Raw genomic sequence first — 23,940 nt, 5'->3', positions numbered from 1 at the left:
TAATTTCTTGTTTATTATATTTGCCATTAAGGAATACTATACTAGAATGATTAGACTTTCGGATAAAAGGGGATATCTCAATGGGCTATTATGATCAGAATTACCCACCAAACCCTCATCGCCGGAAAAATAAAGGTTGGCTTGTCCCGGTGTTACTTGGGATTATCATTGGTATCCTTCTCGTGGTTGTCGCCTTGCCGGCATTACAGGAGAACAATGTGCTACCAGGCAATTCTGCAGAACAAGGTCAACAAGAAGGCGCTAGTATAAATGAGGGAACACAAGGAACGAATAACACGGTAAATGTAGATGTCTCTACTCAAATTACAGAAATAGTCGAGCAGGTGACACCTGCAGTAGTTGGTGTGATTAATATTCAGCAGCAAGGTGATTTCTGGCAACAACAGGAGTCAAATCAGGCTGGAGAAGGATCAGGTGTTATTTATAAAAACGAAGGCGGAACAGCCTATGTTGTGACCAACCATCATGTTATTGAAGGCGCTGATAGCGTCGAAGTTGTTTTAGCTGATGAGACACATATCGAAGCAGAAATAGTCGGCAGTGATGTATTCTCTGACTTAGCCGTATTAAGAATGAGCGGAGAACAAGTGGAACAGACGATTGAACTGGGATCCTCCGAAAGTGTAAAGGTTGGAGAGCCTGCTATTGCCATTGGAAATCCGCTTGGCCTGATGTTTTCAAGCTCTGTAACACAGGGAGTTATTAGCGGAACAGAGCGGACCATTCCACAGGATTTTGACCAGGATGGACGCGCTGATTGGCAAGCAGAGGTTATCCAAACAGATGCAGCAATTAATCCAGGTAACAGTGGCGGAGCGTTAATTAATATTAATGGGCAGCTAATTGGAATTAATTCCATGAAAATTAACCAAGCAGCAGTTGAAGGAATTGGCTTTGCTATCCCAATTGACTCGGCTCTTCCAATTGTCGAAGAACTGGAAACAACAGGTGAAGTAACCAGACCTTACTTAGGAGTAGAGATTTATTCCTTAGACGAAGTACCACAAGCCGAATGGAGAGATACACTCAATTTGCCTAATGAGGTAGAGGGTGGCGTCTATGTATGGAGCGTAGAGCCGTTATCCCCAGCAGATCAAGCAGGCTTAAAACGATTAGATGTCATTACAGAATTAGACGGAACCGCAGTAAATAATATGATCGAGCTTCGTAAAATTCTGTATCAGGAAAAAGAAATTGGCGAGGAAGTCACGGTCACCTACTACCGAGAAGGCGAAAGAAATGAAACGACTTTAACGCTAGGAACGCAGGAGTAGAAAAAAGCGGACAGGGCAGTTGAACTGAACGTGGCTGTTTAAAACTTTTTTCTAGAAAGAAAAGCTATCCTTTTAAAAGAAAGGATAGCTTTTATGGTTCCAGCCTCCTATTATCCACAGAAATTAAAAGTTATGCACAGTCCGTGGATAATTTTTTGAAGGAAATCTATATATAGTATAGAAAAACTGTTCGGCAACAAAATAACTACGAACACTTGTGCATATGTGTATAAGTTTGTGGATAAGTTGATGTTTTCCACATAAAAAGGGCTAGTTATCCACCACTTTTCAACAGAAATGATGTGTAAGGCTGTTTATAACTTTCTTAAACGACTATTTTCCCCCGAACATGCTGCCAAACTAACAGTAAAAGAATGAGCATCACAATATCTAGTCTTGCTTCAAAGGCAAAGGATAAAATTCCTTTGTTAAATAAAATAGGAAGTTTAGAGAAGTACAACGCGCCAAACATAATGAGCAATAACGGTGGCACAGCAAGACGAATATAAAGCCTGCCAGCAATTAAAATACCACAACCAAGCTCCACAATTGCCACAAGAAATAAAGTCGCTTCCGGAAAAGGGAGCCCCATGCTAGCAAACATTCCTCTGAAATCACTAACCATCAGCTTCATAATCCCAGAAACAATAAAGACAAAACCAATTGCATAGCAGATCCATGTATATGTCTGCATGGACAATTTAACCTTCACATTAAATCACCTCCAGTTTTCAAACATTCCTATATGTAACTATATGCGAGCAGATGGACAACCTTGCTAAGGATTTTATGGAAAGTGTGGTTGATTGGGTGGGTGTGGTGGTTGATAGGAGAGCGGTCGTGGTTGATAGGAGAGCGGTCGTGGTTGATAGGAGAGCGGTCGTGGTTGATAGGAGAGCGGTCGTGGTTGATAGGAGAGCGCTCGTGGTTGATAGGGAGGCACTCATGGTTGATAGGAAAGCGTTCATGGTCGATAGGATAGAGCCCGTGGTCGATAGAACAGCCCACCTGGTTGATAGGAAGCACCCCCGGTCGATAGAACAGCTCACCTGGTTGATTAAAAACAAATATCGTTAATGAAACTGTTTATCCAAAACGAGTAACCACATTTCCACACCTACTTGACTGCCCGCCTAGCAAATCTAGGCGTCCTTCCTTCCAAAAAGGGCGCTCACCCTTGTGATCTATCCTTGCCAAGCCCCTGAATTAACCTTATAATTTCCTTTAGACTGTGAAAAAGGAAGTGAAGCAATGTTAAGACGTTTTTTCTCCTACTATAAACCGCATCGTCGGTTATTTATAATTGATTTCACCTCTGCCTTTTTCGTTGCCATCCTGGAACTTGCCTTCCCGGTAGCTGTGCAACGATTTATTGATGACCTATTGCCGGGTGGAGATTGGAATTTAATTGTGACCGTAAGTATTTTGCTTTTATTGGTATATATCATAAGTACGCTCATGCAATTTGTGGTGGTTTACTTAGGACATAAGCTCGGAATTAATATTGAAACAGATATGCGCCATGATCTGTTCCACCATGTTCAACGGCAATCATTCCGCTTTTTTGACAATACGAAGACAGGACATATTATGAGTCGAATAACCAATGACCTATTCGACATTGGCGAGCTTGCCCATCATGGGCCAGAGGATTTCTTTATTTCGATCATGACGTTCATTGGTGCCTTTCTCATTATGTTCACGATTAATGTGAAGCTAGCGCTCATCATTTTAATTGCTGTTCCGATTCTTATTTTCTTGATTACGTTCAGTAATATAAAAATGAATAAGGCATGGAAGCGAATGTATGAGGAAATTGCTGGTGTAAATGCACGGGTAGAAGATGCTGTGTCTGGGGTACGCGTAGTACAATCTTTCACGAATGAAAAGTTTGAAATGGAGCGTTTCTCTAAGGATAATAACAACTTCCGTATTGCTAAAATAGGTGCATACAAAGTAATGGCATTTGTGCACTCCAACATTTATATGATGATGCGCCTCATTACATTGCTTGTGCTTGTAGTTGGTGCATGGCTAACTTATCAAAATGAACTGCAGTACGGAGAGCTTGTCAGCTTTGTTTTATTTGTAAATGTGCTCTTTAATCCAATTCAAAAAATTACGGCATTGCTGGAGCTTTACCCTAAAGGAATGGCCGGCTTTAAACGATTTATGGATTTAATGGATATGGAACCAGATGTAGAGGATAAAGCAGATGCGAAAAAAGTGGAAACCTTAAAAGGCAACATCGCATTTAATAAGGTCACCTTCGCTTATGAAAAAACCCAGCGTCCTGTACTAAATGATTTAAGTTTTTCGATTAATGCTGGAGAAACCATTGCTTTTGTTGGGCCATCAGGTGCCGGTAAAACGACTATCTGTTCCCTCATCCCACGATTTTACGATGTGGACCAAGGTGGAATCAGTATTGATGGGCTGGACATTCGCGATATGACGAAGGAATCCCTACGTGCGCAAATCGGGATTGTGCAGCAGGATGTTTTCCTCTTTACGGGAACATTGAGAGAAAACATTGCCTATGGAAAGCTTGATGCATCAAATGAAGAAATCGAGCAAGCTGCGCGTCAGGCACATATGGAGGAATTCATTAAGGAGCTGCCTGATGGCTATGAAACACAAGTAGGAGAACGCGGATTAAAATTATCAGGTGGGCAAAAGCAGCGGATTGCGATCGCGCGCATGTTCCTCAAGAACCCGCCAATCCTTATTCTTGATGAAGCAACTTCAGCCTTGGATACAGAAACGGAAACCATTATCCAAAAAGCATTAACAGAGCTTGCCAAGGATCGTACGACATTGATCATTGCGCATAGACTGGCAACCATTAAAAATGCTGATCGGATTATGGTGGTAACAAAAGAAGGAATTGAAGAAGAAGGAAGTCATGAGGATTTATTAAAACGCGATGGTATATTTGCTCATTTGCATAAAGTGCAGATGAGGTAAGAGGAAAGGCGCCTAAGCTCACCAGCTTAGGCGCCTTTTGGCGTTAAATCACTTGTTTCACATGAAACATTCACATGTGTCTCACTTATTTAGTATCGTTTGATAGCCAGAGGAAAAAGGTTGGTTAGATAGAATCTCCATTAACTGTTCTGCCATATGTTCTGGTGTATACTTAAATCCGCCTTTTACCCACTCAAAGATCATGCCAAATAAAGCATGCGATTGGTAACTTGCTTGTAAATCTACATCTACGTTATGCGTTTTTTGAAGAAATGCTAAGTCTTGTAGAGATAGCTTTTTTAATACATCACACAATCTATTTTGAAAACCAGGAAGGACCTCTGGGTGAAGCATAATCACTCGATAAAAATCCGAATATGTAGCGACGTGTTCAAAGAGCTTTATTTTTGAGGCAGAAAGATCTTCCATGGTAAACGCCTCCTTACTTAAATAAGGATAACGATATGCTTGTATAAGGCTCTCTATCACGTCCTGGATGGTCGCTTCCAGTAAATCTTCCTTCACCTCGTAATGCTTATAAAAAGTACCTCGATTAACATCTGCTTCTTTTACAATTTCCGTTACCGTAATTTGACGGATGTCTTTTTCTTCCATTAACTTTATTAAAGCAGCCTTTAAAGCTCTTTGCGTTTTATCGATTCGCCGATCATGTTGGACCATATACACTTTACCACCCTTCTGTTCATTTTCGTAATTCGATTGAACAAAACCTTTATAATTGTTGATTTATCAACATTTCAGTGGTCTTTTGCTTATTGCTACCTTAAGTATAGTACATTATACTTAGCGTATTCAAATGTATCTTATGAAGCATTTTCCAAGATTTATATTTTAAATTAAGGGGAGATAGAAATGAGACTAGAAGGAAAAGTAGCGATTGTAACTGGTGCAGCTTCTGGGATGGGACAGGCAATTGCTCTCCGCTATGCGGAAGAGGGAGCAAAAGTAGTCGTATCAGACATTAACTTAGAAGGCGCCGAGTCAGTAGCTGAGGAAATAAATGCAAAAGGCGGCTCCGCCAAGGCTATAAGAACAAATGTGGCAGATAGAGAAGAGATTGATCAATTAATTGATTCAACCGTTCAAGAATTTGGTACACTAGACATTCTCGTTAATAACGCGGGAATCATGGACAGTATGGAGCCAGCAGGGGATATTGAGGATGACAAATGGGAGCGGGTTTTTGCCATTAATACGACTGCTGTTATGCGTGCAACACGTAAGGCGTTACCGATTTTCCTTGAAAAGGGAAAAGGCGTTATTATTAATACTGCATCGACTGGCGGGTTAAATGGAGCTCATGCTGGTGCGACATACACAGCTTCTAAACATGCTGTAATTGGGTTTACGAAAAACACCGGTTATATGTACGCAGAAAAAGGCATTCGCTGTAACGCCATCGCTCCAGGTGGTGTCGCAACAAATATAGCAGCAAGCATGCAGAATCTAAATGAATTTGGTGCAGGAAGAGCAGGGAAAACCCAAGCTGTTATGCCACGTGCTGGGAAATCAGAAGAAATCGCAAATGTCGCTTTGTTCCTAGCATCAGATGAAGCAAGTTTTGTAAATGGAACCGTGATAACTGCAGATGCAGGATGGACTGCTGCTTTCTAATAGGGAATCTCCGCTAAACACTTAGCGGAGATTTTTAAATCCCTCCACCATTCCAGAAAAAGCTCTTGCCTCCTCAAGAAATGGAGAATGATTGCTCTCAGGAAAACGTATAAGCGTAGATTGTTGTAATAGCTGATGAATTTCCTCGGAAAAGACAAAAGGGCACTGGGCATCATGTTCTCCGCAATAAACCATGAAAGGAGTAGAAACAAACCTTAACGCGTCTCTTACGTCATATTCTGGTAGCTCTTCATAAGAGTAATAGTCCAGACGTTCTTTCACCACACTTCCACTGCTGGGTGTTGAAAAGTAATAATCAAAATTCTCCGGCCTGTAGAGCGACATTTCCGACCACTCTCTGGATACAGCTTTACGCTCTTGCTTATCTTGAGAGGTTTTAAGAATGGACAAAATTTCTTTCAACCGTTGATTATGGGGATTTTTACGACAATAAATACTGTCTTTATGGTTCATATATTCATACGATGCGGCAGCTCCCCCTGCGATTACTTTTGTTAAGGAATTTGGAAAATGAATGGCGTACACTAAGGCCATCATGCCGCCGGTGGAATGGCCACCGAAAGCCCACTTTTCAAAATTAAGCTTTTCTCGGATGGCTTCTAAATCCTTTACACTTTCCAGCATGCTCCATTCTTCAGAAGAAGTAGCTTTGCTAGAATTCCCAGCGTTTTTCAGATTAGCCAAATATACTTGAAAGTGCTCCGTGAAGGGATCTGCAAAATAGTAACCTTTTTCATTAAACTGGCTGTATAAATGGGTAATACAAATGGGCTCGCCATTCCCTTTTACAAAGCATTCAAAAGTACCGCGGTTGGTGTGAATGAATTCTTTTTGCCACATAAAATTGCCCCCTTTTTCAAAAAAGAAACTGCTTAAGAACAAGATAACTTACATAGATAGATCATGCTTGAAGCATTTGCTGTTAAAGGCGTTTCCTTCCAATCCTGGTAAACCCCTTCTATAGTTAAACCATGCTTTTCCAAAAGCCTTTCCATTTCCAAAGGAAAGACAAAGCGTAGATCAATGGTAGAGCGTTTTTCCTCTACTAAATCGCCTGCGTCACTAAAATATTTTCTGATTGTAATATTATGTTGGACTTGGCTGAGAGCATCATATTGACTGATATAAGAAACGTGAACAGAAAGGCTTCCATCTTTATACGTAAACCCTGGCTCTTCACTATTTGTAGAGAGTAATTCATCTTCGCTTGGAAAACGAGTATTAAAAAGAAACTGACCACCGGGAACAAGATGGCGCTGAACTGCATTCAATAGATTATCCTGAGCTTCATTCGTTAGAAAATGTTGAAAAGAATTTCCGACCATAAATATAAAGTCGCTTTTCACGCCGAGGTCAAGCATGGTGCAATCCTGCTCAAGAAAAGATATATCAAGATTCTCAGCTAATGCCTTTTCTTTTGCTCTCTCCAGCATGCCGCTATGTAAATCCACACCAAGCAATCTACGGCCAGTTCTTGCTAGTGGAAGGCTTGCCCTCCCGGTTCCGCAAGCTAGATCAATAATTGGGCCTTTAGATTTTTTCGCCCAGTTTGTTAAATACGTAATATCCTCATGATAATGAACGTGTTCCTTATCGTATTGGAGGGGATTTTGATATTCTTCTAAATTATCTGTTGTCATTGGTGGTTCTCCTAATTTTTTAAAAATATCTTGTTTAACCTCACAGCGTCCCACTCATCCTAACTACTTTCCCGTCCAACTCTGTTTTTATCGGTTCCATACCAATTTTCTGGTAAAACTTTATCGCAGCTGTGTTGGATGGTGAAACCCGAAGTTGGTAATTCTTTATGCCCTTTTGTAGAAAAAATTGTTTTGCATAATGGTATAATTCAAGGCCCCTGCCCTCTCCACGTTTTTCTGGTCGGAGATAAAATAAATGGATGTAGCCAATATGCATTCCTTCATAATCTTTACAAGATAATTCGAGCTGTCCTATATATTCTCCATCCTCCATAACTAACATAAATCCTTTGGGGTATGCTCGCTTCTTTTCTTCTAACCAGCGTACGTACTCTCCTTCGTCTCCAAAGCCTGAAATGTCACCAAAACTAACGTTGAAAGAGTCTTTACGAAAAGCAATAACTATATCACGATGCTTTGTTAAATTTATTTCCTCAAATGTAAGCATGTTATCACCCTTTTGGAATTCTATGGCAGCACGAACAGCTAGATGGTGCAAATCCTTTGCTTATGCACCATCACTTAAATGACCAACTTGATTGTAATCCACTACTTTCCATTTCTCCTGCTTATAATGGATATTACTAATACAAGCATTCATTAATCTAGTTTTTCCAGCACCGATTTCTCCACCAGAGACCGTGGTAAGAATTGCATTAATCACCGCACCATGCGCCACTAACAGCACTCGCTTGTCCGGATATTTTTCAATCACTTTATCAACGCCATTCATTACGCGTTTAATGAAGTCCTCTGGCTCTTCTTGGTTTGGATATTGTTTATCAGGATATTGGGAAGTTCGTTCCTCCATAGTCAGACCTTCTGCATCACCAAAAGAACGTTCAGCAAAATCCTCCATTTCCTCAAACGGAAGGTTTAGAGAAGAATTGATAATCTCTGCAGTACGTTTTGCTCGCTTCATAGGACTTGCGATAAGCACATCATAGTCTTCTGCGTTCAGATAGGCAGCACTTTCTTCCGCCTGGCGCACTCCTGTGTCGTTTAGTGGAATATCTGTACTCCCCTGTAATTGCCCTTTTAAGTTCCAGTCCGTTTCTCCATGCCTAATAAGACAAATCGTTGTCATGACATATCCCCCTATTTAATTAAGAATGTTATAAAAATAATAACAGATTTCGTAGTGTCTGCGGGCAATTAGATGAATAAATTCGTACTAATTTCACAACCTACAGCTAAAAGGATGTGTACGATAATGAAAAACTACGTTATGGCAATTAGTCTAAGCCTGATTACTTTTACTGGTATAGTTTTGCCACCTATCGCCAATGCAGAAGAGCTCAATCCTTCAGAAGTACAAACTCCAGATTATGCAAAATGGGGAAAGCTTGCGATGAAAGAAACCAAAGCAAAATACCCCCAAGCTGATATTATTGATTATCTTCACGAAGGCAGTAAGAAAAAAGGCAATAAAAAGGTAGAAATCTTTAAGTTATGGCTTAAACAGGACAATAAGGAATTTGGTGTATTTGTAAATATTGAATTTGACCCCAAAACAGAAGAAGTTGCATCGATTACATTTAAAGAAACAGATCGATAGAAGGGAAAAGCGGTGCGCTTCAGGATGGATGGGAAAGAGGCGTATTAACCTCTAAAAGTGGCGCCACCCCGCCCCAAACCCAAAGTAGAGCACCAAACCAACCATAGTCAAGTCCATAGTATTGTGTAATTTATAGATACAAGTTATCAACTATGGTTTTATTATATTGAATTTTATTTGGTAGGGAGGGGTACCCCTCCCTACCAAATAAAATTTTTCGGCATACATTTCCTTGTACTATCTATTTTTACTACGATAAAAGAACTTTTTGCCCCCGATATCCATAGATTCTTCACAATCCATTAGGACGGCACCGATCAGTCGAAATGCCGAGTTGACATTAGGGAAGACTCTTATCACGCTTTCTCTTCTTCTAACTTCGGAATTCAGTCGCTCTAATACATTCGACGTTCGAACATGGACATGAGCATCTCTATCCTCTGAATAAAACTGTATGGCATCCTCATAGCCCGCATCTAACGTTTCAATAGCTTTTTTGTACTTCGCTTCACTTTCATATTTCTCCATAAATTCTTTTTTTAACATCCTGGAGATTGTTAGGTTCGATGCTTTAAATATTTCTTTTAAATGTTCTCTCGCTTCTTTGGATCCCTTCTTCGGAAAGTTCTTGATAATATTCCTTAAAAAGTGAACCGTACATCGTTGCCAGCTTGTGTTGAGGAAGTTTTCCTTTATCGCTGCTTTTAAACCTTCGTGAGCATCTGATATAACTATTTTTGGAGATTGAAGCCCTCTAGCTTTTAATGTTTCAAAGAAGTCACTCCACCCCTCTTTAGATTCAGAACTAGTTATCTTGAACCCTAGGATTTCCCTCTTATCTTGGCTATTAACACCCAAAGCGATATAAACAGCCTTGGATACTACTTTGTGATATTCCCGGACTTTAATGTACATCGCATCGACATAAACATAGTTGTAATACTGTTGGTTTAGTGGTCTTTCAGACCATTCTTGAACAATCGGGTCCAGTTTTTTCGTCAATTCAGAAACCATAGATTTAGAAACTTTTTCTCCGCAGAGCTGTTCCACCACTTTTGTCACCTTACGAGTAGAGACACCGTTGACAACCATCTCTAACATCGAAAGCAAAAAGGCTTTATCACAACGTTTGTACTTCTCAAATAGATCCGTTGAGAAATCACCGCTACGCGTACGTGGAACCTTTAAATTCACCTTTCCTACACTGAGAGTGAGGTCTCTCTCATAGTAACCGTTTCTGTAATCATGCCGATCATCGTTTCGCTCATATGTACTATTTGCCATATAATTGTCTCTTTCCATCTCCATATACTGATTAAAAAGAATAACGATGGAAGATTTAACGACGTCGTTTAAATCGGATTGCATTACCTCATCTTTTATTTTCTCAAAATCTAGGTTAAACTGTAACTGGGTCATTATTAATTCCTCCTACATTGTTTATCGTGGTTGAAAACATTGTATCATAAGGAATTAATATGACCTTTTTTTATGTTCCTTTTTACACAATTATATAGACGTAACCCAAACCATAAAACACGCGCCGCCCCCCTCCAAAGAAGCGCACCAATACAAGCTCCCTCCTCCCAAAGCAACCCCCTCCCCCCTCTCCCATAAGCCCAAAGCCACAAACACTCCCTGCTACAAGCACCACATCTAGTCATTACAGCACGCATTTCAACCATTTCCCACCCCTACCCCTAAAAAAATCTCCGCGCGAAATTTGTCTTTGGGTCTATTTCATTATTTTTCAAATCTATTAATCTAGTAATCGCTTTTATATGAATCCTCTGTATGAATAATAGAGTCTATCATCGCCTCTTTGTAAAAATCCACCATCCTAAGTGCCTACAAGCGTATAAGCACCTTCTAGTACTTCCTGTTTATTTTTGGAAATCGTCAATTCCCCCAACAGGCTTCGACACATCTAGTAGAGTTGGCTCTCTATAATAGAGTTACAAATTTAACTGACAATCAGCGAGACAACTGAAAGTGGAGGTGAAAAGCGGAGGGTGAGCCATCCATAGATATAGCACAGGCAAACTAATAGAAGGAGGAAGGGATATGAAATTGAAAAAGCAATTGGGGTTGGCATTAGTATCAAGTGTATTGGGGGTAGCGCTTATCAGTGGTGGAACCTTTGCCTATTTTAGTGATCAGGAGGAGGCAAGTGGCTCTTTTGCTGCAGGGACACTAGATGTATCGATGAATGAACCAACATTAATAGAATTGGAGAATTTGAAACCTGGGGATAAGGCGATGCGAGAGTTTTCGTTAGCGAATGAAGGGAGCCTGAAGATTGAAAATGTCTTTCTCGAAACGGCCTATTCTGTAACTGATGCGCAGGCTGACAACACAGAGGATTATGGCAAGCACATAAAGGTTAACTTTCTTTGGAACTGGAACCAGGAAAGTGAGCCAGTGTTTGAAACGACGCTTTATGATCTCCAGCAGATGGATCCAGATGTGGTAAAGCGGGATATTTGGGATCCGCTATGGGAGCAAAAAGGTGGACTGGATGCAGAGGAGGCGCATGATTTCTGGGTAGAGTTTGAGTTTGTTGATAATGGAGCGGACCAGAACATGTACCAAGGAGACGGGCTCTCACTGGAATGGACCTTTAACGCAACACAAGGCGCCGGAGAGGAAAAATAAGCAACCAACTAAACAAGGGAAAGGATGAATTGAATGAAACTACGTCAAAAAATAACGTTTTCGACGCTAGCACTGTCGCTATCATTGGGGATTGTTGCCCAGACTACAACAGCATCTGCAGAGGAGGCTAAAATACAGATAAATGATACGTACAATACGCCGTCTTATGTCGTAGAAAGATGGAATGCGCCAGCTGGGCTCACGAACGAAGAAATTGTCCGAGCTTATTTTTCGCAAAACAAAGGGGACTTCAAGCTGCAACATAACACCTATATGGATTTTGAAATTATAAAAGAAACCCCTGATAAGCAAACAGAGACGACCCATTTGAAGGTCCAGCAAACGTATAAAGGAATTCCGATATATGGTGCAGATCAAACCGTAAAGCTAGATGAAAAGAAGGATGTGACAGCATATTTTGGCCAGGTGATTCCTGAACTCGAATCGAAAAAGATAGACATGCAAGCGAGCGTTTCGGAAGCTGATGCAATCACGCTAGCCAAAGCAGAAATTGAAAAAAAGATTGGTAAGGTTGAAGATTACGACGGACCGATTGAAGCAGCTCCATATATCTATGAATATGAAGGGGATTATTATTATACGTACCTTGTAACAGCATCGACGACCCAGCCAGCAGTGGGATTTTGGCATTATTTTATTGATGCAACAAATGGAAAAATTATTGACTCTTACAATGCCACAAATGATGTGACAGCGTTTGGTACAGGGGTTTTCGGCGAGCGGAAAAGATTCGAGGCCCAAGCATTTGATGGGATGTTTCGCTTGTTTGATGAGACAAGAGGTGATGGTGTAGTCACCTTTGATAATACGACAGGAACGAACCTGGATGTGGTTAGTATTAATAAAATGTTTACGGACGGCTCAGCAGTCGACGCTCACGCCAATGCACAGATCACGTATGATTATTATCAGGATACCTTTGGAAGAAATTCTGTTGATGATAACGGACAAATCCTCATTTCCGCTGTCCATGTCGGGGATAACTGGAATAATGCTTCATGGAATGGCAGGCAGATGTCTTATGGGGATGGAGATGGCATCAGGTTCCACCCACTTGCTGCAGGCCTTGATGTAGCTGCACATGAAATGACACACGGCGTTATTCAGCATACAGCAAACTTAATTTATCGAAATGAATCTGGTGCCCTAAATGAGTCATTTGCGGATATTTTCGGTGTTATGGTGGACAGGGATGATTGGCTGATTGGCGAGGCAATCATGGCAGATGGCACGATTGGCTTGCGTTCGATGGAGGATCCGACAGACCTCATTGAACGGAGAACCCAAGCACCTTACCCTGACCATTGGAGCAGAAGATACACGGGGACCCTTGATAATGGAGGGGTTCATATTAACTCAAGTATTAATAATAAAGCGGCTTATCTCGTTTCCGAGGGCGGAGAGCACTTTGATGTAACAGTCAATGGCGTTGGCAGGGAAAAAACGGAGCAAATCTATTACCGGGCCTTAACGCTCTATTTAACACGTAGCTCTGACTTCAGCATGATGCGTGAAGCAGCGATACAGGCAGCCGGTGATCTTTATGGAAGCAATTCAGATGCAGTGGCAGCAGTTGAACAGGCTTATGATGCAGTGGGCGTTTATGAATAAATCGCTATCAGATATAAAGGTATTCTATTAAAAATGTCGAATATATAAAAGGAACAGGAAAGGAGAGATAAGATAGTGGTAAAATGGTGGAATAACTCTTCAAAATAAAAAATTTGAGGAGGAGAAGAAATGAATATAACCTATCAATATGCTAAAAGCATAGATAACGACAAAGTCATGAAATTATATAAGGATGCAGGATGGTTTGCATATACAAAGGATGCAGCCCTTCTACAGCAGGCAATTCAGCAATCCCTTGAGGTCATATCTGCCTGGGATGGAGATAAGTTAGTCGGCTTAATACGAGCTGTAGGTGATGGTTTAACCATCCTATATATACAGGACATCCTCGTTTTGAAAGATTATCAAAATCAGGGAATCGCTACACAATTAATGGAACAGATGCTAGACAACTATAAAAACGTTCGGCAAAAGGTTTTATTAACGGAGGAAGCACCAGATGTGAGACATTTTTATGAAAAAAATGGCTTTATGTCCTGTGATCAGGGTTCAGCGGTGGCTTTTGCGAGACTTAAAGGATAAAAAAATGCAGGAAGCGGACCACGCCTCCTGCATTTTTATCATGATTTTCTTAAGAAGAAGTCCATGCGCCACCATTGACATGGATAGCTTGTCCAGTAATATAAGACCCTTCATCTGAAGCAAGCAGTACATATGGCATAGCATGTTCTGAAGGCTGGCCAGGGCGTCCCATTAACGTATTTTGACCGAAGTTTTCCACGCCATCTTCATCAAAGGAAGACGGAATAAGCGGTGTCCATACAGGGCCTGGTGCGACTGAATTGGCGCGAATGCCCCTATCTGCAAGGCTTTGCGCGATGCTTCGAGTAAATGCCGTGATCGCCCCTTTTGTTGCGGAATAGTCCATAAATAATGGGTTACCACGGTATGCATTAATGGAAGAAGTACTAATAATTGAATCCCCTTCTTGCATATGAGGGACTGCAGCTTTAGTAAGATAGAACTGGGAGAAGAAATTCACACGGAATGTTTCTTCAAACTGCTCATCTGAAATATCTTCTACATTTTCACGTACAAATTGAATGGCTGCATTGTTTACTAAAATGTTCAATTTGCCAAACTCGTCAACGGTTTTTTGCACGAGGTCTCTACAATGCGCGGCATCTTTAATATCGCCTGGAAGAAGCAAGCATTTTACGCCTTCTGCTTCCACCGCTTTTTTTGTTACTTCTGCATCGTCATGCTCATCAAGATAGGAAATCGCGACATTTGCACCCTCTTTGGCATAAAGCATTGCGACAGCGCGTCCGATCCCACTGTCACCGCCTGTGATCAATGCACTTTTTCCTTTTAGTTTTTCTGAACCTTTATATGCTGTTGGCTGTGCCGGTAATGGGTTCATTTTCGATTCAATACCTGGCTGTTTCTCCTGCTTTTGTCTAGGGGTACTACCCTTTTGCATTTCTCTTGGATCCATAAATCATTACCTCCTTGAATAAATGCTTTATTTTTTAGTCACAATAGTCCATTCCACCCTCTTGAGGTAGGCAAACATGGGATAGCGCTTACGGCGAGTATTAAGTAAATTCTTAAAAAGACTCTTTCTCTTTACCGACAAAAATGGGTTGGGGTATAAAGAGAATGAGCATATATTTAAGGCATGAGGATAGTTTTCAAATGACGCATAATAGGGTATACTTATTATAGATAAGCATATAATAAAAAAACCGTCCGGTGCTGTCACACCAAACGGCTAAGCGCAATAGCCCTTCAAGGGGGCAGCTCACTAATAAGAGTGAGAGAATAACCACCACTTAATTAGCTGGCTAGGCTGGGGTGGTTATTTTTTATGATTAAATGACAGGATCGTCACAATTAATGTCCCGAAAGAGATCATTAATACCATGGTTTCAAACACTGTCATAGGCAACACCCCCTTTCTATAGGAGGGAGTGAGCCACCACCCACGAAAAACCTTATGCACTTAAAAAATTATAACATAAATCCCTAAACTACAAGTTTTCACCTTTGTAGCTTTATATACTTTTAACCTATTCGCCATATTTCCCTCATATAAGCAAGCCCCATCCCAGCCTTTTCCATATTAAACTGGCTTACGCTCTGATCAGTTGCTTGTCCAACTAACAGGTGGCAATTTGAGAATATCGCATGCTCGATTCGCTTCTGAATTAAAGCTTGGTGGACGCCTCTATTACGGAATTTAGGCAATGTTGCTGCTGCAGCCATCTCGGCAATTCCATTCTTCATAAACAACACCCCAATCCCGGCAGGTTCTTGCTCGATGGAAGCAAGGAAAAAGTTCCAACCAGGCACATCATATAGAACGGCATTATTTTGTGCGACCGCATCTGTTAAAAATTCAGGCATTTGGAAAGCTTTCGTGTATATATCTGCAAATGTATGGAAGTCGTTCTTTCCAAGTTTTTGTATGTCAATCCTAGGGTGAAATGTGAGAGAGGCTTCCTCACAGGCTCCGTACAATGTACGATGGTATTTGGACAAGCGATATCCCCTTTCCGTTAACAAATTCAACAGGTCAGGTGATACAAAAGCCGGTATTAATTCAAATTGGGCAGGGATTTCCCTGTCTTGAAAATAGCTAAGAATAGCTTCTACCTTGTCATTATCCTCACCATGCAATCCCCTCACTGTGTTAAAAGCTGGGCCAGGTATTTGCTTTGCAGTAAAAGCTACCGCCTTCCCAAATTGACGAATCTCCACTTGCATGGGATTTTCCGGGATAGACTGAATCGCTTTAAGGCGTGATTCCAGCACAGCTACTTCCATTTGCTCAATCTTTTGGGTAAGTGATCGCGTCAGAATAGGCCTCATGGGTTTTGTCCCCCTCCTTATGTGGTTTCCTCCAAACCGGGAACTGCAGAAACAAGCTTTTCTATATCTCCAAATACGTGCTCCACTCCGTCAACATAATAAAAACTAGCTGCTTCATCAGGTAATATCTCCTCTTTTGAATAAAGGTAGATCTTTTTACCAAAAGCTAAGGCCAAACCTAACTCAACATGGCTACCCTTCCCGCCTGGTAAATATAGAATAAAAAAATCACAGTCAGCTATAGCTTGTTTTTCCAAAGTGCCAATTCGTACAAGTTGTTCTACAGTCTGTGCACGCCCGTTCATCGTCCAATCATATGTACTCAAATGGCCGTTGGCGGAGAGAATGTGTTTGAGAGATTGTACATTATCCTTGTTCTGAAAACTAGATGCGATATAAAATTTCATTCGTGTCACCTACTTTTTTACTGTTAAGCAAATACTATCATAATACCTTGTCAAAATATTCAATTATAAACAAAAATTAATAAAATATGCAGGCACATTAATTGTTTTGAAACGATTTCATCCTATATAGTTAAAAGATGTCTGAGGTTTACATATAAACTCACGATTAACAAAGATAGAAATAGAAGGAGAGGATATAGATATGGCTTCATCTGCAAAATCCTGGGATCTACCTAAAGGACAAAAGATTGCCATGATTGTGGCACTGCTTGTTGGGGCGTTTATGGGGATCATCAATGAAACGCTTCTGGCGACAGCACTACCAACGATCCAGGATGCATTTCAAATATCACAAGCGCAGGTACAATGGCTGACTACCGCATTTCTTATGGTAAACGGGATTATGATTCCTATATCAGCATACTTTATTGAACGGTTCACCACACGTGGCTTGTTCTTAACAGCAATCACTCTATTCGGAACAGGCACACTGATTGCTGCGGTCGCACCTGTTTTCCCTGTATTATTATTAGGAAGGGTTGTGCAGGCTTCTGGTTCAGGAATAATGCTGCCACTGTTAATGACAGTATTACTTGCAATCATCCCAGTAGAAAAACGTGGAACGACAATGGGACTGATTGGAATTGTTATCGCATTTGGACCTGCCATAGGGCCTACATTATCTGGATGGCTGCTTGAGCATTTCCATTGGCGTGCACTTTTCTTAACGGTGTTACCAATTGTCGTCATTACCATCCTGCTTGCAGCATTTTTCTTGAAAAATGTGACAGATCTTGGCCGTCCGAAATTGGATGTTCCGTCTGTTATTCTGTCTTCGCTCGGTTTTGGTGGATTTCTGTACGGATTTAGTATTGGTTCAGAGCATGGATGGGGAAGCCCGGCTGTCATTATCGCGATAATTGGCGGTGCAATTCTAATTACCCTGTTTATACTTAGACAATTAAAGCTTAAGCAACCAATTCTAGAATTCCGCATCTTTAAATTTCGTATCTTTGCACTAGCGATTGTCATTACGATGGCAGTTATGATCTCCCTAATTGGGGCAGAGACATTGCTACCATTATTTATGCAAAATACGCTCGGCTTTAGTCCACTTGAATCTGGATTAATGCTATTACCTGGAGCGATTGTAATTGGGATCATGTCCCCAATCACAGGTTCATTATTTGATAAGTTTGGTGGGAAATGGCTTGCGATTACTGGCCTTTCTATCGTGACAGTAACGACCTTTTTCTTCACAAATCTGTCTATGGAAACATCGTTTGCCTACTTAACTACAGTCTACGCCATTCGTATGTTTGGTTTATCGTTTGCCCTAATGCCTGTTATGACATCGGCATTAAACCAGTTACCACCAAAATGGTATGCGCACGGTTCAGCAATGGCAAACACTATGCAGCAAATTTCCGCTTCGATCGGTACAGCCATCCTTGTGACGTTGACAACCGTTGGAGCAAAGCGCTTTACACCAGCAGCAAATGATTCGGCAGAGAATGTTGGGCAACTTGCACAAATTCAAGGATTTGAATGGGCATTTACAGGAAGCACAGCATTGGCACTGGTTGGTTTAATTCTAGCCTTCTTCCTAAGCTCACCTAAGAAAGAAAAAGAAATGACACGTAAGATTAATGAAGAAAGCATGTCACAATAAATAAACGAAGCTCTTCCTTTGTGGGAGAGCTTTTGTTTTAATTACTTATAGAAAGGGTGAGGTCAAAATGCACATATCCATTATTAAACCAGATTTATCCCACACAACAGCTATTTCTACTATATGTACAGCAGGTTGGAAGCAAACGGTGGCGGGAAAGCTCAGTGAAGTGTATCAGAATGAGAATGTTGCGAACTGGTACAACCTTGAACGGGTGGAGAAAGATATTTTAGCAGGAAGCTACACGCACGTCGCTATTTTAAAGTCAAAAGTGGTTGGTGTGATCGGCGGAGGGTTAACAGTCCCAACGACTGGAGAAGTGTTTGTGCTTTATGTAGCAGAGGAAAACCGTTATATGGGAGTAGGAAGACAACTACTCGATGCCTTAACCGCTCAGCAAAAGGAAAAAGGTGCTTTGGAACAATGGGTCTCTGTTCAAGAGGACAATCAGCATGGTATTCCTTTTTACGAAGCACGGGGGTTTGCTTTTAAAAATAAGAAAATAACCACGACGAGTACAGGAGAAAAACAAGTCTCATTAAGGTATCAAAGAAAAATCTAACAAAAAAACAGGAAGCAACCCCTCCTGTTTTTTAAATGACTAAGAGCTTTGTCGCTCCAACTTAGCCTGCTTATGAAGCGTATGCTTCGTACCCCACTCATGCATCGCTTCTAAAATCGGTTCAAGGCTTCTACCATATTCCGTCATAGAGTATTCTACTTTTGGTGGAACCTGTGGATAGACAACCCGCTGTATAATATCCTCTTCCTCTAGTTCACGCAATTGTTTGGTCAACATTTTTTGGGTGATTCCGGGCATACTGCGTTTAAGTTCACTAAACCGCTGTGTCCCCTTTTGCAGTAAATGCAAGAGGATGATAGGCTTCCACTTTCCGACCAAAATACTAAGTGCATCCTCCACCCGGCATAATTCCGGTGCTTTCTCCATGCTTTTTCCTCCCTTAGTATCTTTTTGTATACTATACCACCTTTAAGTGCGTACTTCATAAAAAATTCATTATACCTTACAATAGCATTATAATAAGAAAAAAGAAAGATAGCAGATATAGATTTTTTAGATAGAAAGGTTGAGCAAACAATGGAAAAATATCGCATTGATCCAAGCAAAGGCATGGAATTCGGGCTTTATACACTGGGTGATCATCTCCCTGATCCACATACTGGCGAGCGAATTCCTGCCCAACAACGCCTGCAGGAAATTATTGAATTAGCAAAATTAGCCGATCAGGCGGGGATTGATTTCTTTAGTGTCGGGGAAAGCCATCAGGATTTCTTCGCGACCCAGGCACATTCGGTCGTCCTGTCCGCAATCGCCCAGGCGACAAAAAATATAAAGATTGCCAGCTCTTCTACGATCATCAGTACGTCAGATCCCGTGCGTGTATATGAGGATTTTGCTACAATTGATCTAATTTCCGGGGGCCGTGCGGAGATCGTTGCTGGCCGTGCTTCGAGAATTGGTCTGTTTGATTTGCTCGGCTATAATGTCCGTAATTATGAGGAGCTTTTTGAGGAGAAATTTGATTTATTGAGACAAATTAATGAGGAAGAGGTTGTGAACTGGGAAGGCGAGTTCCGTGCCCCATTACACAATGCCAAAATCCTGCCACGCCCACTAAATGGCTCGTTGCCAATTTGGCGTGCAGTCGGTGGATCCCCTGCCAGTGCAATAAAAGCAGGCTATGCAGGTGTACCCATGTTCTTAGCTCATTTAGGCGGACCAGCAAGTAGCTTTAAACGTTCCATTGATGCCTATCGCCAGGCTGCCCAAAGCAGAGGCTTCGATACAGATCAGCTACCTGTCGCAACAGCTGGGTTCTTTTACGCTGCGGAAGACATGCAGACAGCACTGAGAGACATGTACCCACATATTAATGAGGGCATGAAGCGCACAAATGGACAAGGATTTCCGAAGCAGGCATTCGCCCAAGGAGCGGATCCACATAGCATTATAAATATCGGAAGCCCAGAGCAAATTATTGAAAAAATGCTTTACCAGCATGAAATGTTCGGGCATCAGCGCTATATTGCCCAAATGGACTTTGGCGGCATGCCATTTGATAAACTTAGAAAGAATATCGAAATAATTGGCACAAAAATTCTTCCAGAAATTAAGAAACATACAGCAAAAAAATAGAGGTGAGTACAGATGAAGATCGTGGGACTTTCTGGTTCGAAGGTTGGCTCCAAAACTAGAACGGCTATGAATTACACCATAAACAAATTGCAGGAAAAATACCCGGAAACAGAAACAGAACTAATAGATTTAGCAGATTATGAAATTCAATTTAGTGATGGACGCAACTACTTGGATTACCAAGGAGATACCGGCCATGTAACAAAAACAATTATGGAAGCAGATGCCGTCATTATAGGAACCCCTATTTTCCAAGCATCCATTCCGGCCACATTAAAAAATATCTTTGATTTGCTGCCAGTGAACGCATTTCAGGACAAAGTGGTCAGCATGATCGTGACCGCTGGCTCTGCCAAGCATTTCCTTATTGCCGAACAGCAGCTAAAACCGATCCTTGGCTATATGAAGGCTCAGATGGTACAAACTTACGTATTCATTGAAGAAAGTGACTTCTATCGCAAGGAAATCACCAATGATGATGTCCATTTCCGTATCGAAAGGCTTGTCGAGGACACCGTTGTATTAACCGAAACCTATACGAAGATCCGTGAAGCTAAAGAAGCCGAGTATGATTTTTAAATTTTAGTGAGCGGCCCAGGATTTTCGGGAAGTGCGCTAGGAAGTGAGAAAGTGACACATGAACCGGTAGAAGTGGCGCGTCAAACGGGGAAGTGAAACCAGAGCACTCCAGAGTGAAACCAGAGCGCGGGGAAGTGACACCACAGCGCTGCAAAGTGACACCAGAGTGCGGGGAAGTGACACCAGAGCGCTGCAGAGTGAAACCACAGCACCCAAGAGTGAAACCAAAGCGCTGCAAAGTGAAACCAGAGCACCCAAAAGTGAAACCAGAGCGTGGGGAAGTGAAACCAAAGCGCTGCAGAGTGAAACCAGAGCACCCAAAAGTGAAACCAGAGCGCTGCAGAGTGAAACCAGAGCACCCAAAAGTGAAACCAGAGCACCCAAAAGTGAAACCAGAGCACTCCAAACTGACACCAAAATGAATCTATCCCATCAAAAAACAGGACAAGGGGCTTATGCCAGCCTTGTCCTGCTTTGTATGGGGGGAAAACCTGATAAACGTTAGTACCCTACTTCAACTGCAGCGTTCACAATATACATCAAATCATTTTCATCACCTTTATCCTTCAAGGTGATCCCACTAGATGTGGCCATTCCACCATCTGTCACTTCCACTGAAACGGAGCCATACGGAATGGCGTTTTTAATGCTTTCCGTATCTAGCTTTTCCCGATCAAGCGGTACAGCGACTTTAACATTCACTTTCATATTTTCCAAATTCTGTTCAGGAAGGCTTTTTTCAATGCCTGGCATCGAGTTAAACCAGATCGCATTCTCTACAGCGCGGACAGCTGCCTTCGTTACATTCTGCCCATGAACGTCGATCCCAGTTCCTGTTTGAATAAAGAGAACTTGATTCATTTTAAATACTCCTTTCCATGAAGGATTTTTATCGTTCTACTAATCCGATTCCCGAGGAAAAGCAGTGTCAAACACTAGATTAAGGGCAGTAGTGTAACTTTCCCCGACCTACTAGGTTAGAAGAAACCCTTCTATAGTTGCAAAATCCCTGTACTTATGGGTCCATGGATCCCTTTTTACGTAGAAATCTATTTTCGCTCCGTATTTTACTGTATACTTTAAATATTCTAAAATTTAAAGGGGTGTTCAAGGGGTATGATGTTCAAAATGCGTTTGAAACAAGTCCTGCTCATAGTAGTAATTGCTGTTCTTGCAGTTTTTCCTATGTTTGGACAAGAGGGAAATCAGACGATCACCGCATCCGATGAAATTACAGAAAAAGAATTTGCTGAAGCAAACCTGGAAGAAAAGATGCGCATCCTTCTGGAAAATGAACAGTTAGATGGTACGGTGACAGGGGTAAGCATTAAGCACGCAGAAACAGGTGAACAACTGTTTTCACAGGACGGAGATATTCGGCTTCATCCAGCCTCCAACATGAAAATCCTCACAGCTGCTGCAGCGTTAGAAACGCTAGGCGAAGATTATCAATTTACCACCGAAGTACTGACAGATGGGAAAAAGCGTGGAAAAGTATTACACGGCGACCTATATCTTAAAGGCAAGGGAGATCCAACCTTATTGCAAGACGACTTCGAGCAATTTGCAAAAGATATAAAAGCCCAAGGCATTCAAAAGATCAAAGGAGATCTGGTCGGCGATGACACATGGTATGATGATGTGCGACTTTCCCAGGATTTAAACTGGTCGGACGAGCCTTTCTACACGGGAGCGCAAGTCTCGGCATTGACCCTCTCCCCGAACGAGGATTATGATGCGGGAACAGTAATTGTGCAAGTAAGCCCTGCTGAGGAAGCTGGCGGGCAGGCAAAAGTCACGCTAACTCCAGAAACCGATTATGTCACAATCGAAAACAAGACAAAGATGGTCCCTGCCGGCGAAAGCAGGGATATCTCCATTGAACGCGAGCATGGAAGCAACACAATTGTAGTAGAGGGCACGATGCCAGTGGACGGCTCCCACTCCCGCTCATGGGCTTCAGTTTGGGAGCCAACAGGCTATGCGCTTGATGTGTTCGAAAAGGCGTTGGAAGAGGAAAATATTCGCTTTATTGGGAGATCAGAACGAAAGACGGGTGCAACGCCAGACGCTGCACGACTATTAACGTCCAAGCAATCGATGCCTTTACATGAGCTATTAATCCCTTTTATGAAGCTAAGCAATAATGGTCATGGCGAGGTGCTAACCAAGGAGATGGGAAAAGTGGTATCTGGTGAAGGCAGCTGGGATGAAGGGTTAGAGGTCATTGAAGACGTAGCAGCCCAGTATGGAATGGATAAAGATACAATTCAACTACGCGACGGATCAGGTATGTCGCATAAAACCATGATCCCAGCCCATGATCTGTCCCAATTTTTATATGAAGTTCAAGCCTCCGATTGGTTTGACGCATTCGAATATTCCCTCCCTGTTGCTGGTGAGTCCGACCGTTTTGTAGGAGGGACACTACGAAATCGAATGAAAGAAGAACCTGCCAAAGGTAACGTAACAGCTAAAACAGGTTCACTTACTGGTGTATCCACCCTTTCCGGTTATGTGACATCTGCAGACGGCGAGGAGCTCATCTTTTCCATTCTCATTAACAACTACCTTGGCTCAAGCTCTAGTATGCGCGCCATAGAGGATGCGATCGCAACCACACTAGCAGAGCATGCGTTTAATGAATAGAGGTTAAGCTAGCTGCCTTTCTTAGGAGAGGCAGCTTTTTTTGAGATATGTAGGATTGCCTTTTAGGGAAAAAAGAGGCATAGTGAAACGTCATCGAGCTCAACTGGAACCTCAGCGCCTGGAAGTGAAACGAGAGCGTCCCAAAGTGAAACCACAGCACCCAAAAGTGAAACGAGA

28 protein-coding genes are annotated in these 23,940 nt (G+C 41.8%); 15 read left to right on the top strand and 13 right to left on the bottom strand.

Translation table 11 applies throughout. The annotated features are described in order from the left end of the window. The first annotated feature begins 80 nt into the window (after positions 1–80). Complete coding sequence (locus tag LG273_RS19065) at positions 81–1,295, top strand: S1C family serine protease (protein ID WP_404456834.1); 1,215 nt, start codon at positions 81–83, stop codon at positions 1,293–1,295. A 325-nt stretch (positions 1,296–1,620) separates the two neighbouring features. On the opposite strand, the gene LG273_RS19060 is transcribed toward LG273_RS19065, so the two are convergent. Continuing rightward, positions 1,621–2,007 (bottom strand): DoxX family protein, encoded by a 387-nt coding sequence (locus LG273_RS19060; protein ID WP_379559999.1) that lies wholly within the window; start codon positions 2,005–2,007, stop codon positions 1,621–1,623. 63 nt (positions 2,008–2,070) lie between these two features. Here LG273_RS19060 and LG273_RS19055 point away from each other — a divergent pair, with 63 nt between their 5' ends. From LG273_RS19055 to LG273_RS19045, 3 genes are all read left to right on the top strand, one after another. After that, entirely contained in the window at positions 2,071–2,277 is a 207-nt protein-coding gene (locus tag LG273_RS19055) for a hypothetical protein (protein WP_404456831.1), read from the top strand. Next, complete coding sequence (locus tag LG273_RS19050) at positions 2,241–2,372, top strand: hypothetical protein (protein WP_404456828.1); 132 nt, start codon at positions 2,241–2,243, stop codon at positions 2,370–2,372. Before LG273_RS19055 ends, LG273_RS19050 begins: the two co-directional genes overlap by 37 nt. Positions 2,373–2,546: 174 nt before the next feature. Beyond that, positions 2,547–4,262 carry an ABC transporter ATP-binding protein gene (locus LG273_RS19045; protein ID WP_404456826.1) on the top strand — a complete coding sequence of 572 codons (1,716 nt, stop codon included), beginning with the start codon at positions 2,547–2,549 and terminating at the stop codon, positions 4,260–4,262. A gap of 81 nt (positions 4,263–4,343) precedes the next feature. Here LG273_RS19045 and LG273_RS19040 read toward each other — a convergent pair whose 3' ends face one another. Then, a complete protein-coding gene (locus LG273_RS19040; protein ID WP_404459604.1) occupies positions 4,344–4,943 on the bottom strand; it encodes a TetR/AcrR family transcriptional regulator in 600 nt (199 codons plus the stop codon). A gap of 192 nt (positions 4,944–5,135) precedes the next feature. Between LG273_RS19040 and LG273_RS19035 the strand changes: the two genes are divergently transcribed. Beyond that, on the top strand, positions 5,136–5,897 hold the full coding sequence (locus LG273_RS19035; protein ID WP_404456823.1) for an SDR family oxidoreductase: 762 nt from the start codon (positions 5,136–5,138) through the stop codon (positions 5,895–5,897). 21 nt (positions 5,898–5,918) lie between these two features. Here the strand turns inward: LG273_RS19035 and LG273_RS19030 are convergent, their stop codons facing one another. Genes LG273_RS19030 through LG273_RS19015 form a run of 4 tightly spaced genes read right to left on the bottom strand, consistent with a single transcriptional unit; the run spans position 5,919 to position 8,705 of the window. After that, positions 5,919–6,758 carry an alpha/beta fold hydrolase gene (locus LG273_RS19030; protein ID WP_404456820.1) on the bottom strand — a complete coding sequence of 280 codons (840 nt, stop codon included), beginning with the start codon at positions 6,756–6,758 and terminating at the stop codon, positions 5,919–5,921. Between the two features lie 32 nt (positions 6,759–6,790). After that, positions 6,791–7,558: a class I SAM-dependent methyltransferase gene (locus LG273_RS19025; protein ID WP_404456818.1), complete on the bottom strand. Its 768-nt coding sequence runs from the start codon at positions 7,556–7,558 to the stop codon at positions 6,791–6,793. Between the two features lie 40 nt (positions 7,559–7,598). Further along, positions 7,599–8,117: a GNAT family N-acetyltransferase gene (locus LG273_RS19020; protein ID WP_404456815.1), complete on the bottom strand. Its 519-nt coding sequence runs from the start codon at positions 8,115–8,117 to the stop codon at positions 7,599–7,601. A gap of 9 nt (positions 8,118–8,126) precedes the next feature. Next, positions 8,127–8,705 (bottom strand): histidine phosphatase family protein, encoded by a 579-nt coding sequence (locus LG273_RS19015; protein ID WP_404456813.1) that lies wholly within the window; start codon positions 8,703–8,705, stop codon positions 8,127–8,129. 126 nt (positions 8,706–8,831) lie between these two features. Here LG273_RS19015 and LG273_RS19010 point away from each other — a divergent pair, with 126 nt between their 5' ends. Beyond that, positions 8,832–9,176, top strand: coding sequence for a YqzG/YhdC family protein (locus LG273_RS19010; RefSeq protein ID WP_404456811.1), 345 nt, complete (start codon positions 8,832–8,834; stop codon positions 9,174–9,176). A gap of 237 nt (positions 9,177–9,413) precedes the next feature. On the opposite strand, the gene LG273_RS19005 is transcribed toward LG273_RS19010, so the two are convergent. Beyond that, positions 9,414–10,595, bottom strand: coding sequence for an IS256 family transposase (locus LG273_RS19005; RefSeq protein WP_404454591.1), 1,182 nt, complete (start codon positions 10,593–10,595; stop codon positions 9,414–9,416). 645 nt (positions 10,596–11,240) lie between these two features. On the opposite strand from LG273_RS19005, the gene LG273_RS19000 reads away from it, so the two are divergent. From LG273_RS19000 to LG273_RS18990, 3 genes are all read left to right on the top strand, one after another. Further along, a complete protein-coding gene (locus tag LG273_RS19000; protein ID WP_404456809.1) occupies positions 11,241–11,831 on the top strand; it encodes a TasA family protein in 591 nt (196 codons plus the stop codon). 33 nt (positions 11,832–11,864) lie between these two features. Further along, positions 11,865–13,463 (top strand): M4 family metallopeptidase, encoded by a 1,599-nt coding sequence (locus tag LG273_RS18995; protein ID WP_404456807.1) that lies wholly within the window; start codon positions 11,865–11,867, stop codon positions 13,461–13,463. 129 nt (positions 13,464–13,592) lie between these two features. After that, positions 13,593–14,006, top strand: coding sequence for a GNAT family N-acetyltransferase (locus LG273_RS18990; protein ID WP_404456805.1), 414 nt, complete (start codon positions 13,593–13,595; stop codon positions 14,004–14,006). A 49-nt stretch (positions 14,007–14,055) separates the two neighbouring features. On the opposite strand, the gene LG273_RS18985 is transcribed toward LG273_RS18990, so the two are convergent. From LG273_RS18985 to LG273_RS18970, 4 genes are all read right to left on the bottom strand, one after another. Beyond that, positions 14,056–14,922 carry an SDR family oxidoreductase gene (locus LG273_RS18985; protein WP_379560013.1) on the bottom strand — a complete coding sequence of 289 codons (867 nt, stop codon included), beginning with the start codon at positions 14,920–14,922 and terminating at the stop codon, positions 14,056–14,058. 363 nt (positions 14,923–15,285) lie between these two features. Further along, entirely contained in the window at positions 15,286–15,369 is an 84-nt protein-coding gene (locus LG273_RS18980) for a putative holin-like toxin (RefSeq protein ID WP_404459602.1), read from the bottom strand. A 122-nt stretch (positions 15,370–15,491) separates the two neighbouring features. Continuing rightward, entirely contained in the window at positions 15,492–16,298 is an 807-nt protein-coding gene (locus tag LG273_RS18975) for a GNAT family N-acetyltransferase (protein WP_404456803.1), read from the bottom strand. 17 nt (positions 16,299–16,315) lie between these two features. Next, positions 16,316–16,705 carry a group-specific protein gene (locus tag LG273_RS18970; protein ID WP_379560016.1) on the bottom strand — a complete coding sequence of 130 codons (390 nt, stop codon included), beginning with the start codon at positions 16,703–16,705 and terminating at the stop codon, positions 16,316–16,318. 202 nt (positions 16,706–16,907) lie between these two features. Here LG273_RS18970 and LG273_RS18965 point away from each other — a divergent pair, with 202 nt between their 5' ends. Both LG273_RS18965 and LG273_RS18960 read left to right on the top strand, forming a co-directional pair. Next, a complete protein-coding gene (locus LG273_RS18965; protein ID WP_404456801.1) occupies positions 16,908–18,377 on the top strand; it encodes an MDR family MFS transporter in 1,470 nt (489 codons plus the stop codon). Positions 18,378–18,444: 67 nt separating this feature from the next. Further along, complete coding sequence (locus LG273_RS18960; protein WP_404456799.1) at positions 18,445–18,939, top strand: GNAT family N-acetyltransferase; 495 nt, start codon at positions 18,445–18,447, stop codon at positions 18,937–18,939. Between the two features lie 39 nt (positions 18,940–18,978). On the opposite strand, the gene LG273_RS18955 is transcribed toward LG273_RS18960, so the two are convergent. Then, on the bottom strand, positions 18,979–19,326 hold the full coding sequence (locus LG273_RS18955) for a winged helix-turn-helix transcriptional regulator (RefSeq protein WP_379560018.1): 348 nt from the start codon (positions 19,324–19,326) through the stop codon (positions 18,979–18,981). A 150-nt stretch (positions 19,327–19,476) separates the two neighbouring features. On the opposite strand from LG273_RS18955, the gene LG273_RS18950 reads away from it, so the two are divergent. From LG273_RS18950 to LG273_RS18940, 3 genes are all read left to right on the top strand, one after another. Next, positions 19,477–20,535, top strand: a complete 1,059-nt coding sequence (locus LG273_RS18950; protein ID WP_404456797.1) for an LLM class flavin-dependent oxidoreductase — start codon at positions 19,477–19,479, stop codon at positions 20,533–20,535. A gap of 12 nt (positions 20,536–20,547) precedes the next feature. Next, positions 20,548–21,114: an NADPH-dependent FMN reductase gene (locus tag LG273_RS18945; protein ID WP_404456795.1), complete on the top strand. Its 567-nt coding sequence runs from the start codon at positions 20,548–20,550 to the stop codon at positions 21,112–21,114. Positions 21,115–21,206: 92 nt separating this feature from the next. Further along, complete coding sequence (locus LG273_RS18940; protein ID WP_404456793.1) at positions 21,207–21,536, top strand: hypothetical protein; 330 nt, start codon at positions 21,207–21,209, stop codon at positions 21,534–21,536. 79 nt (positions 21,537–21,615) lie between these two features. Here the strand turns inward: LG273_RS18940 and LG273_RS18935 are convergent, their stop codons facing one another. After that, the gene (locus tag LG273_RS18935) at positions 21,616–21,975 is read right to left on the bottom strand and encodes a Lin0512 family protein (RefSeq protein WP_404456790.1); all 360 of its coding nucleotides are present in this window, start codon (positions 21,973–21,975) and stop codon (positions 21,616–21,618) included. A gap of 267 nt (positions 21,976–22,242) precedes the next feature. On the opposite strand from LG273_RS18935, the gene dacB reads away from it, so the two are divergent. Beyond that, entirely contained in the window at positions 22,243–23,763 is a 1,521-nt protein-coding gene (dacB, locus tag LG273_RS18930) for a D-alanyl-D-alanine carboxypeptidase/D-alanyl-D-alanine-endopeptidase (RefSeq protein ID WP_404456787.1), read from the top strand. The last annotated feature ends 177 nt before the right edge of the window (positions 23,764–23,940 follow it).

Origin of the sequence: Oceanobacillus kapialis, assembly GCF_044790185.1 — a bacterium.
In the GTDB taxonomy this organism is placed as follows: domain Bacteria; phylum Bacillota; class Bacilli; order Bacillales; family Amphibacillaceae; genus Oceanobacillus_B; species Oceanobacillus_B kapialis.
The sequence above is the reverse complement of the archived record's forward strand: the minus strand, read 5'-3'. Positions and strand labels throughout refer to the sequence as shown.

What these genes read in the sequence shown, in the direction of transcription:
- LG273_RS18955 (WP_379560018.1), bottom strand. Translation starts at nt 19,326, where the DNA reads ATGGAGAAAGCACCGGAATTATGCCGGGTGGAGGATGCACTTAGTATT.
- dacB (WP_404456787.1), top strand. Translation starts at nt 22,243, where the DNA reads ATGCGTTTGAAACAAGTCCTGCTCATAGTAGTAATTGCTGTTCTTGCA.
- LG273_RS18980 (WP_404459602.1), bottom strand. Translation starts at nt 15,369, where the DNA reads ATGACAGTGTTTGAAACCATGGTATTAATGATCTCTTTCGGGACATTA.
- LG273_RS19025 (WP_404456818.1), bottom strand. Translation starts at nt 7,558, where the DNA reads ATGACAACAGATAATTTAGAAGAATATCAAAATCCCCTCCAATACGAT.
- LG273_RS19015 (WP_404456813.1), bottom strand. Translation starts at nt 8,705, where the DNA reads ATGACAACGATTTGTCTTATTAGGCATGGAGAAACGGACTGGAACTTA.
- LG273_RS19050 (WP_404456828.1), top strand. Translation starts at nt 2,241, where the DNA reads ATGGTTGATAGGAAAGCGTTCATGGTCGATAGGATAGAGCCCGTGGTC.
- LG273_RS18935 (WP_404456790.1), bottom strand. Translation starts at nt 21,975, where the DNA reads ATGAATCAAGTTCTCTTTATTCAAACAGGAACTGGGATCGACGTTCAT.
- LG273_RS18945 (WP_404456795.1), top strand. Translation starts at nt 20,548, where the DNA reads ATGAAGATCGTGGGACTTTCTGGTTCGAAGGTTGGCTCCAAAACTAGA.
- LG273_RS18970 (WP_379560016.1), bottom strand. Translation starts at nt 16,705, where the DNA reads ATGAAATTTTATATCGCATCTAGTTTTCAGAACAAGGATAATGTACAA.
- LG273_RS18990 (WP_404456805.1), top strand. Translation starts at nt 13,593, where the DNA reads ATGAATATAACCTATCAATATGCTAAAAGCATAGATAACGACAAAGTC.
- LG273_RS18975 (WP_404456803.1), bottom strand. Translation starts at nt 16,298, where the DNA reads ATGAGGCCTATTCTGACGCGATCACTTACCCAAAAGATTGAGCAAATG.
- LG273_RS19010 (WP_404456811.1), top strand. Translation starts at nt 8,832, where the DNA reads ATGAAAAACTACGTTATGGCAATTAGTCTAAGCCTGATTACTTTTACT.
- LG273_RS19000 (WP_404456809.1), top strand. Translation starts at nt 11,241, where the DNA reads ATGAAATTGAAAAAGCAATTGGGGTTGGCATTAGTATCAAGTGTATTG.
- LG273_RS19065 (WP_404456834.1), top strand. Translation starts at nt 81, where the DNA reads ATGGGCTATTATGATCAGAATTACCCACCAAACCCTCATCGCCGGAAA.
- LG273_RS19045 (WP_404456826.1), top strand. Translation starts at nt 2,547, where the DNA reads ATGTTAAGACGTTTTTTCTCCTACTATAAACCGCATCGTCGGTTATTT.
- LG273_RS19005 (WP_404454591.1), bottom strand. Translation starts at nt 10,595, where the DNA reads ATGACCCAGTTACAGTTTAACCTAGATTTTGAGAAAATAAAAGATGAG.
- LG273_RS18995 (WP_404456807.1), top strand. Translation starts at nt 11,865, where the DNA reads ATGAAACTACGTCAAAAAATAACGTTTTCGACGCTAGCACTGTCGCTA.
- LG273_RS19040 (WP_404459604.1), bottom strand. Translation starts at nt 4,943, where the DNA reads ATGGTCCAACATGATCGGCGAATCGATAAAACGCAAAGAGCTTTAAAG.
- LG273_RS18950 (WP_404456797.1), top strand. Translation starts at nt 19,477, where the DNA reads ATGGAAAAATATCGCATTGATCCAAGCAAAGGCATGGAATTCGGGCTT.
- LG273_RS19030 (WP_404456820.1), bottom strand. Translation starts at nt 6,758, where the DNA reads ATGTGGCAAAAAGAATTCATTCACACCAACCGCGGTACTTTTGAATGC.
- LG273_RS18985 (WP_379560013.1), bottom strand. Translation starts at nt 14,922, where the DNA reads ATGGATCCAAGAGAAATGCAAAAGGGTAGTACCCCTAGACAAAAGCAG.
- LG273_RS18960 (WP_404456799.1), top strand. Translation starts at nt 18,445, where the DNA reads ATGCACATATCCATTATTAAACCAGATTTATCCCACACAACAGCTATT.
- LG273_RS19035 (WP_404456823.1), top strand. Translation starts at nt 5,136, where the DNA reads ATGAGACTAGAAGGAAAAGTAGCGATTGTAACTGGTGCAGCTTCTGGG.
- LG273_RS18965 (WP_404456801.1), top strand. Translation starts at nt 16,908, where the DNA reads ATGGCTTCATCTGCAAAATCCTGGGATCTACCTAAAGGACAAAAGATT.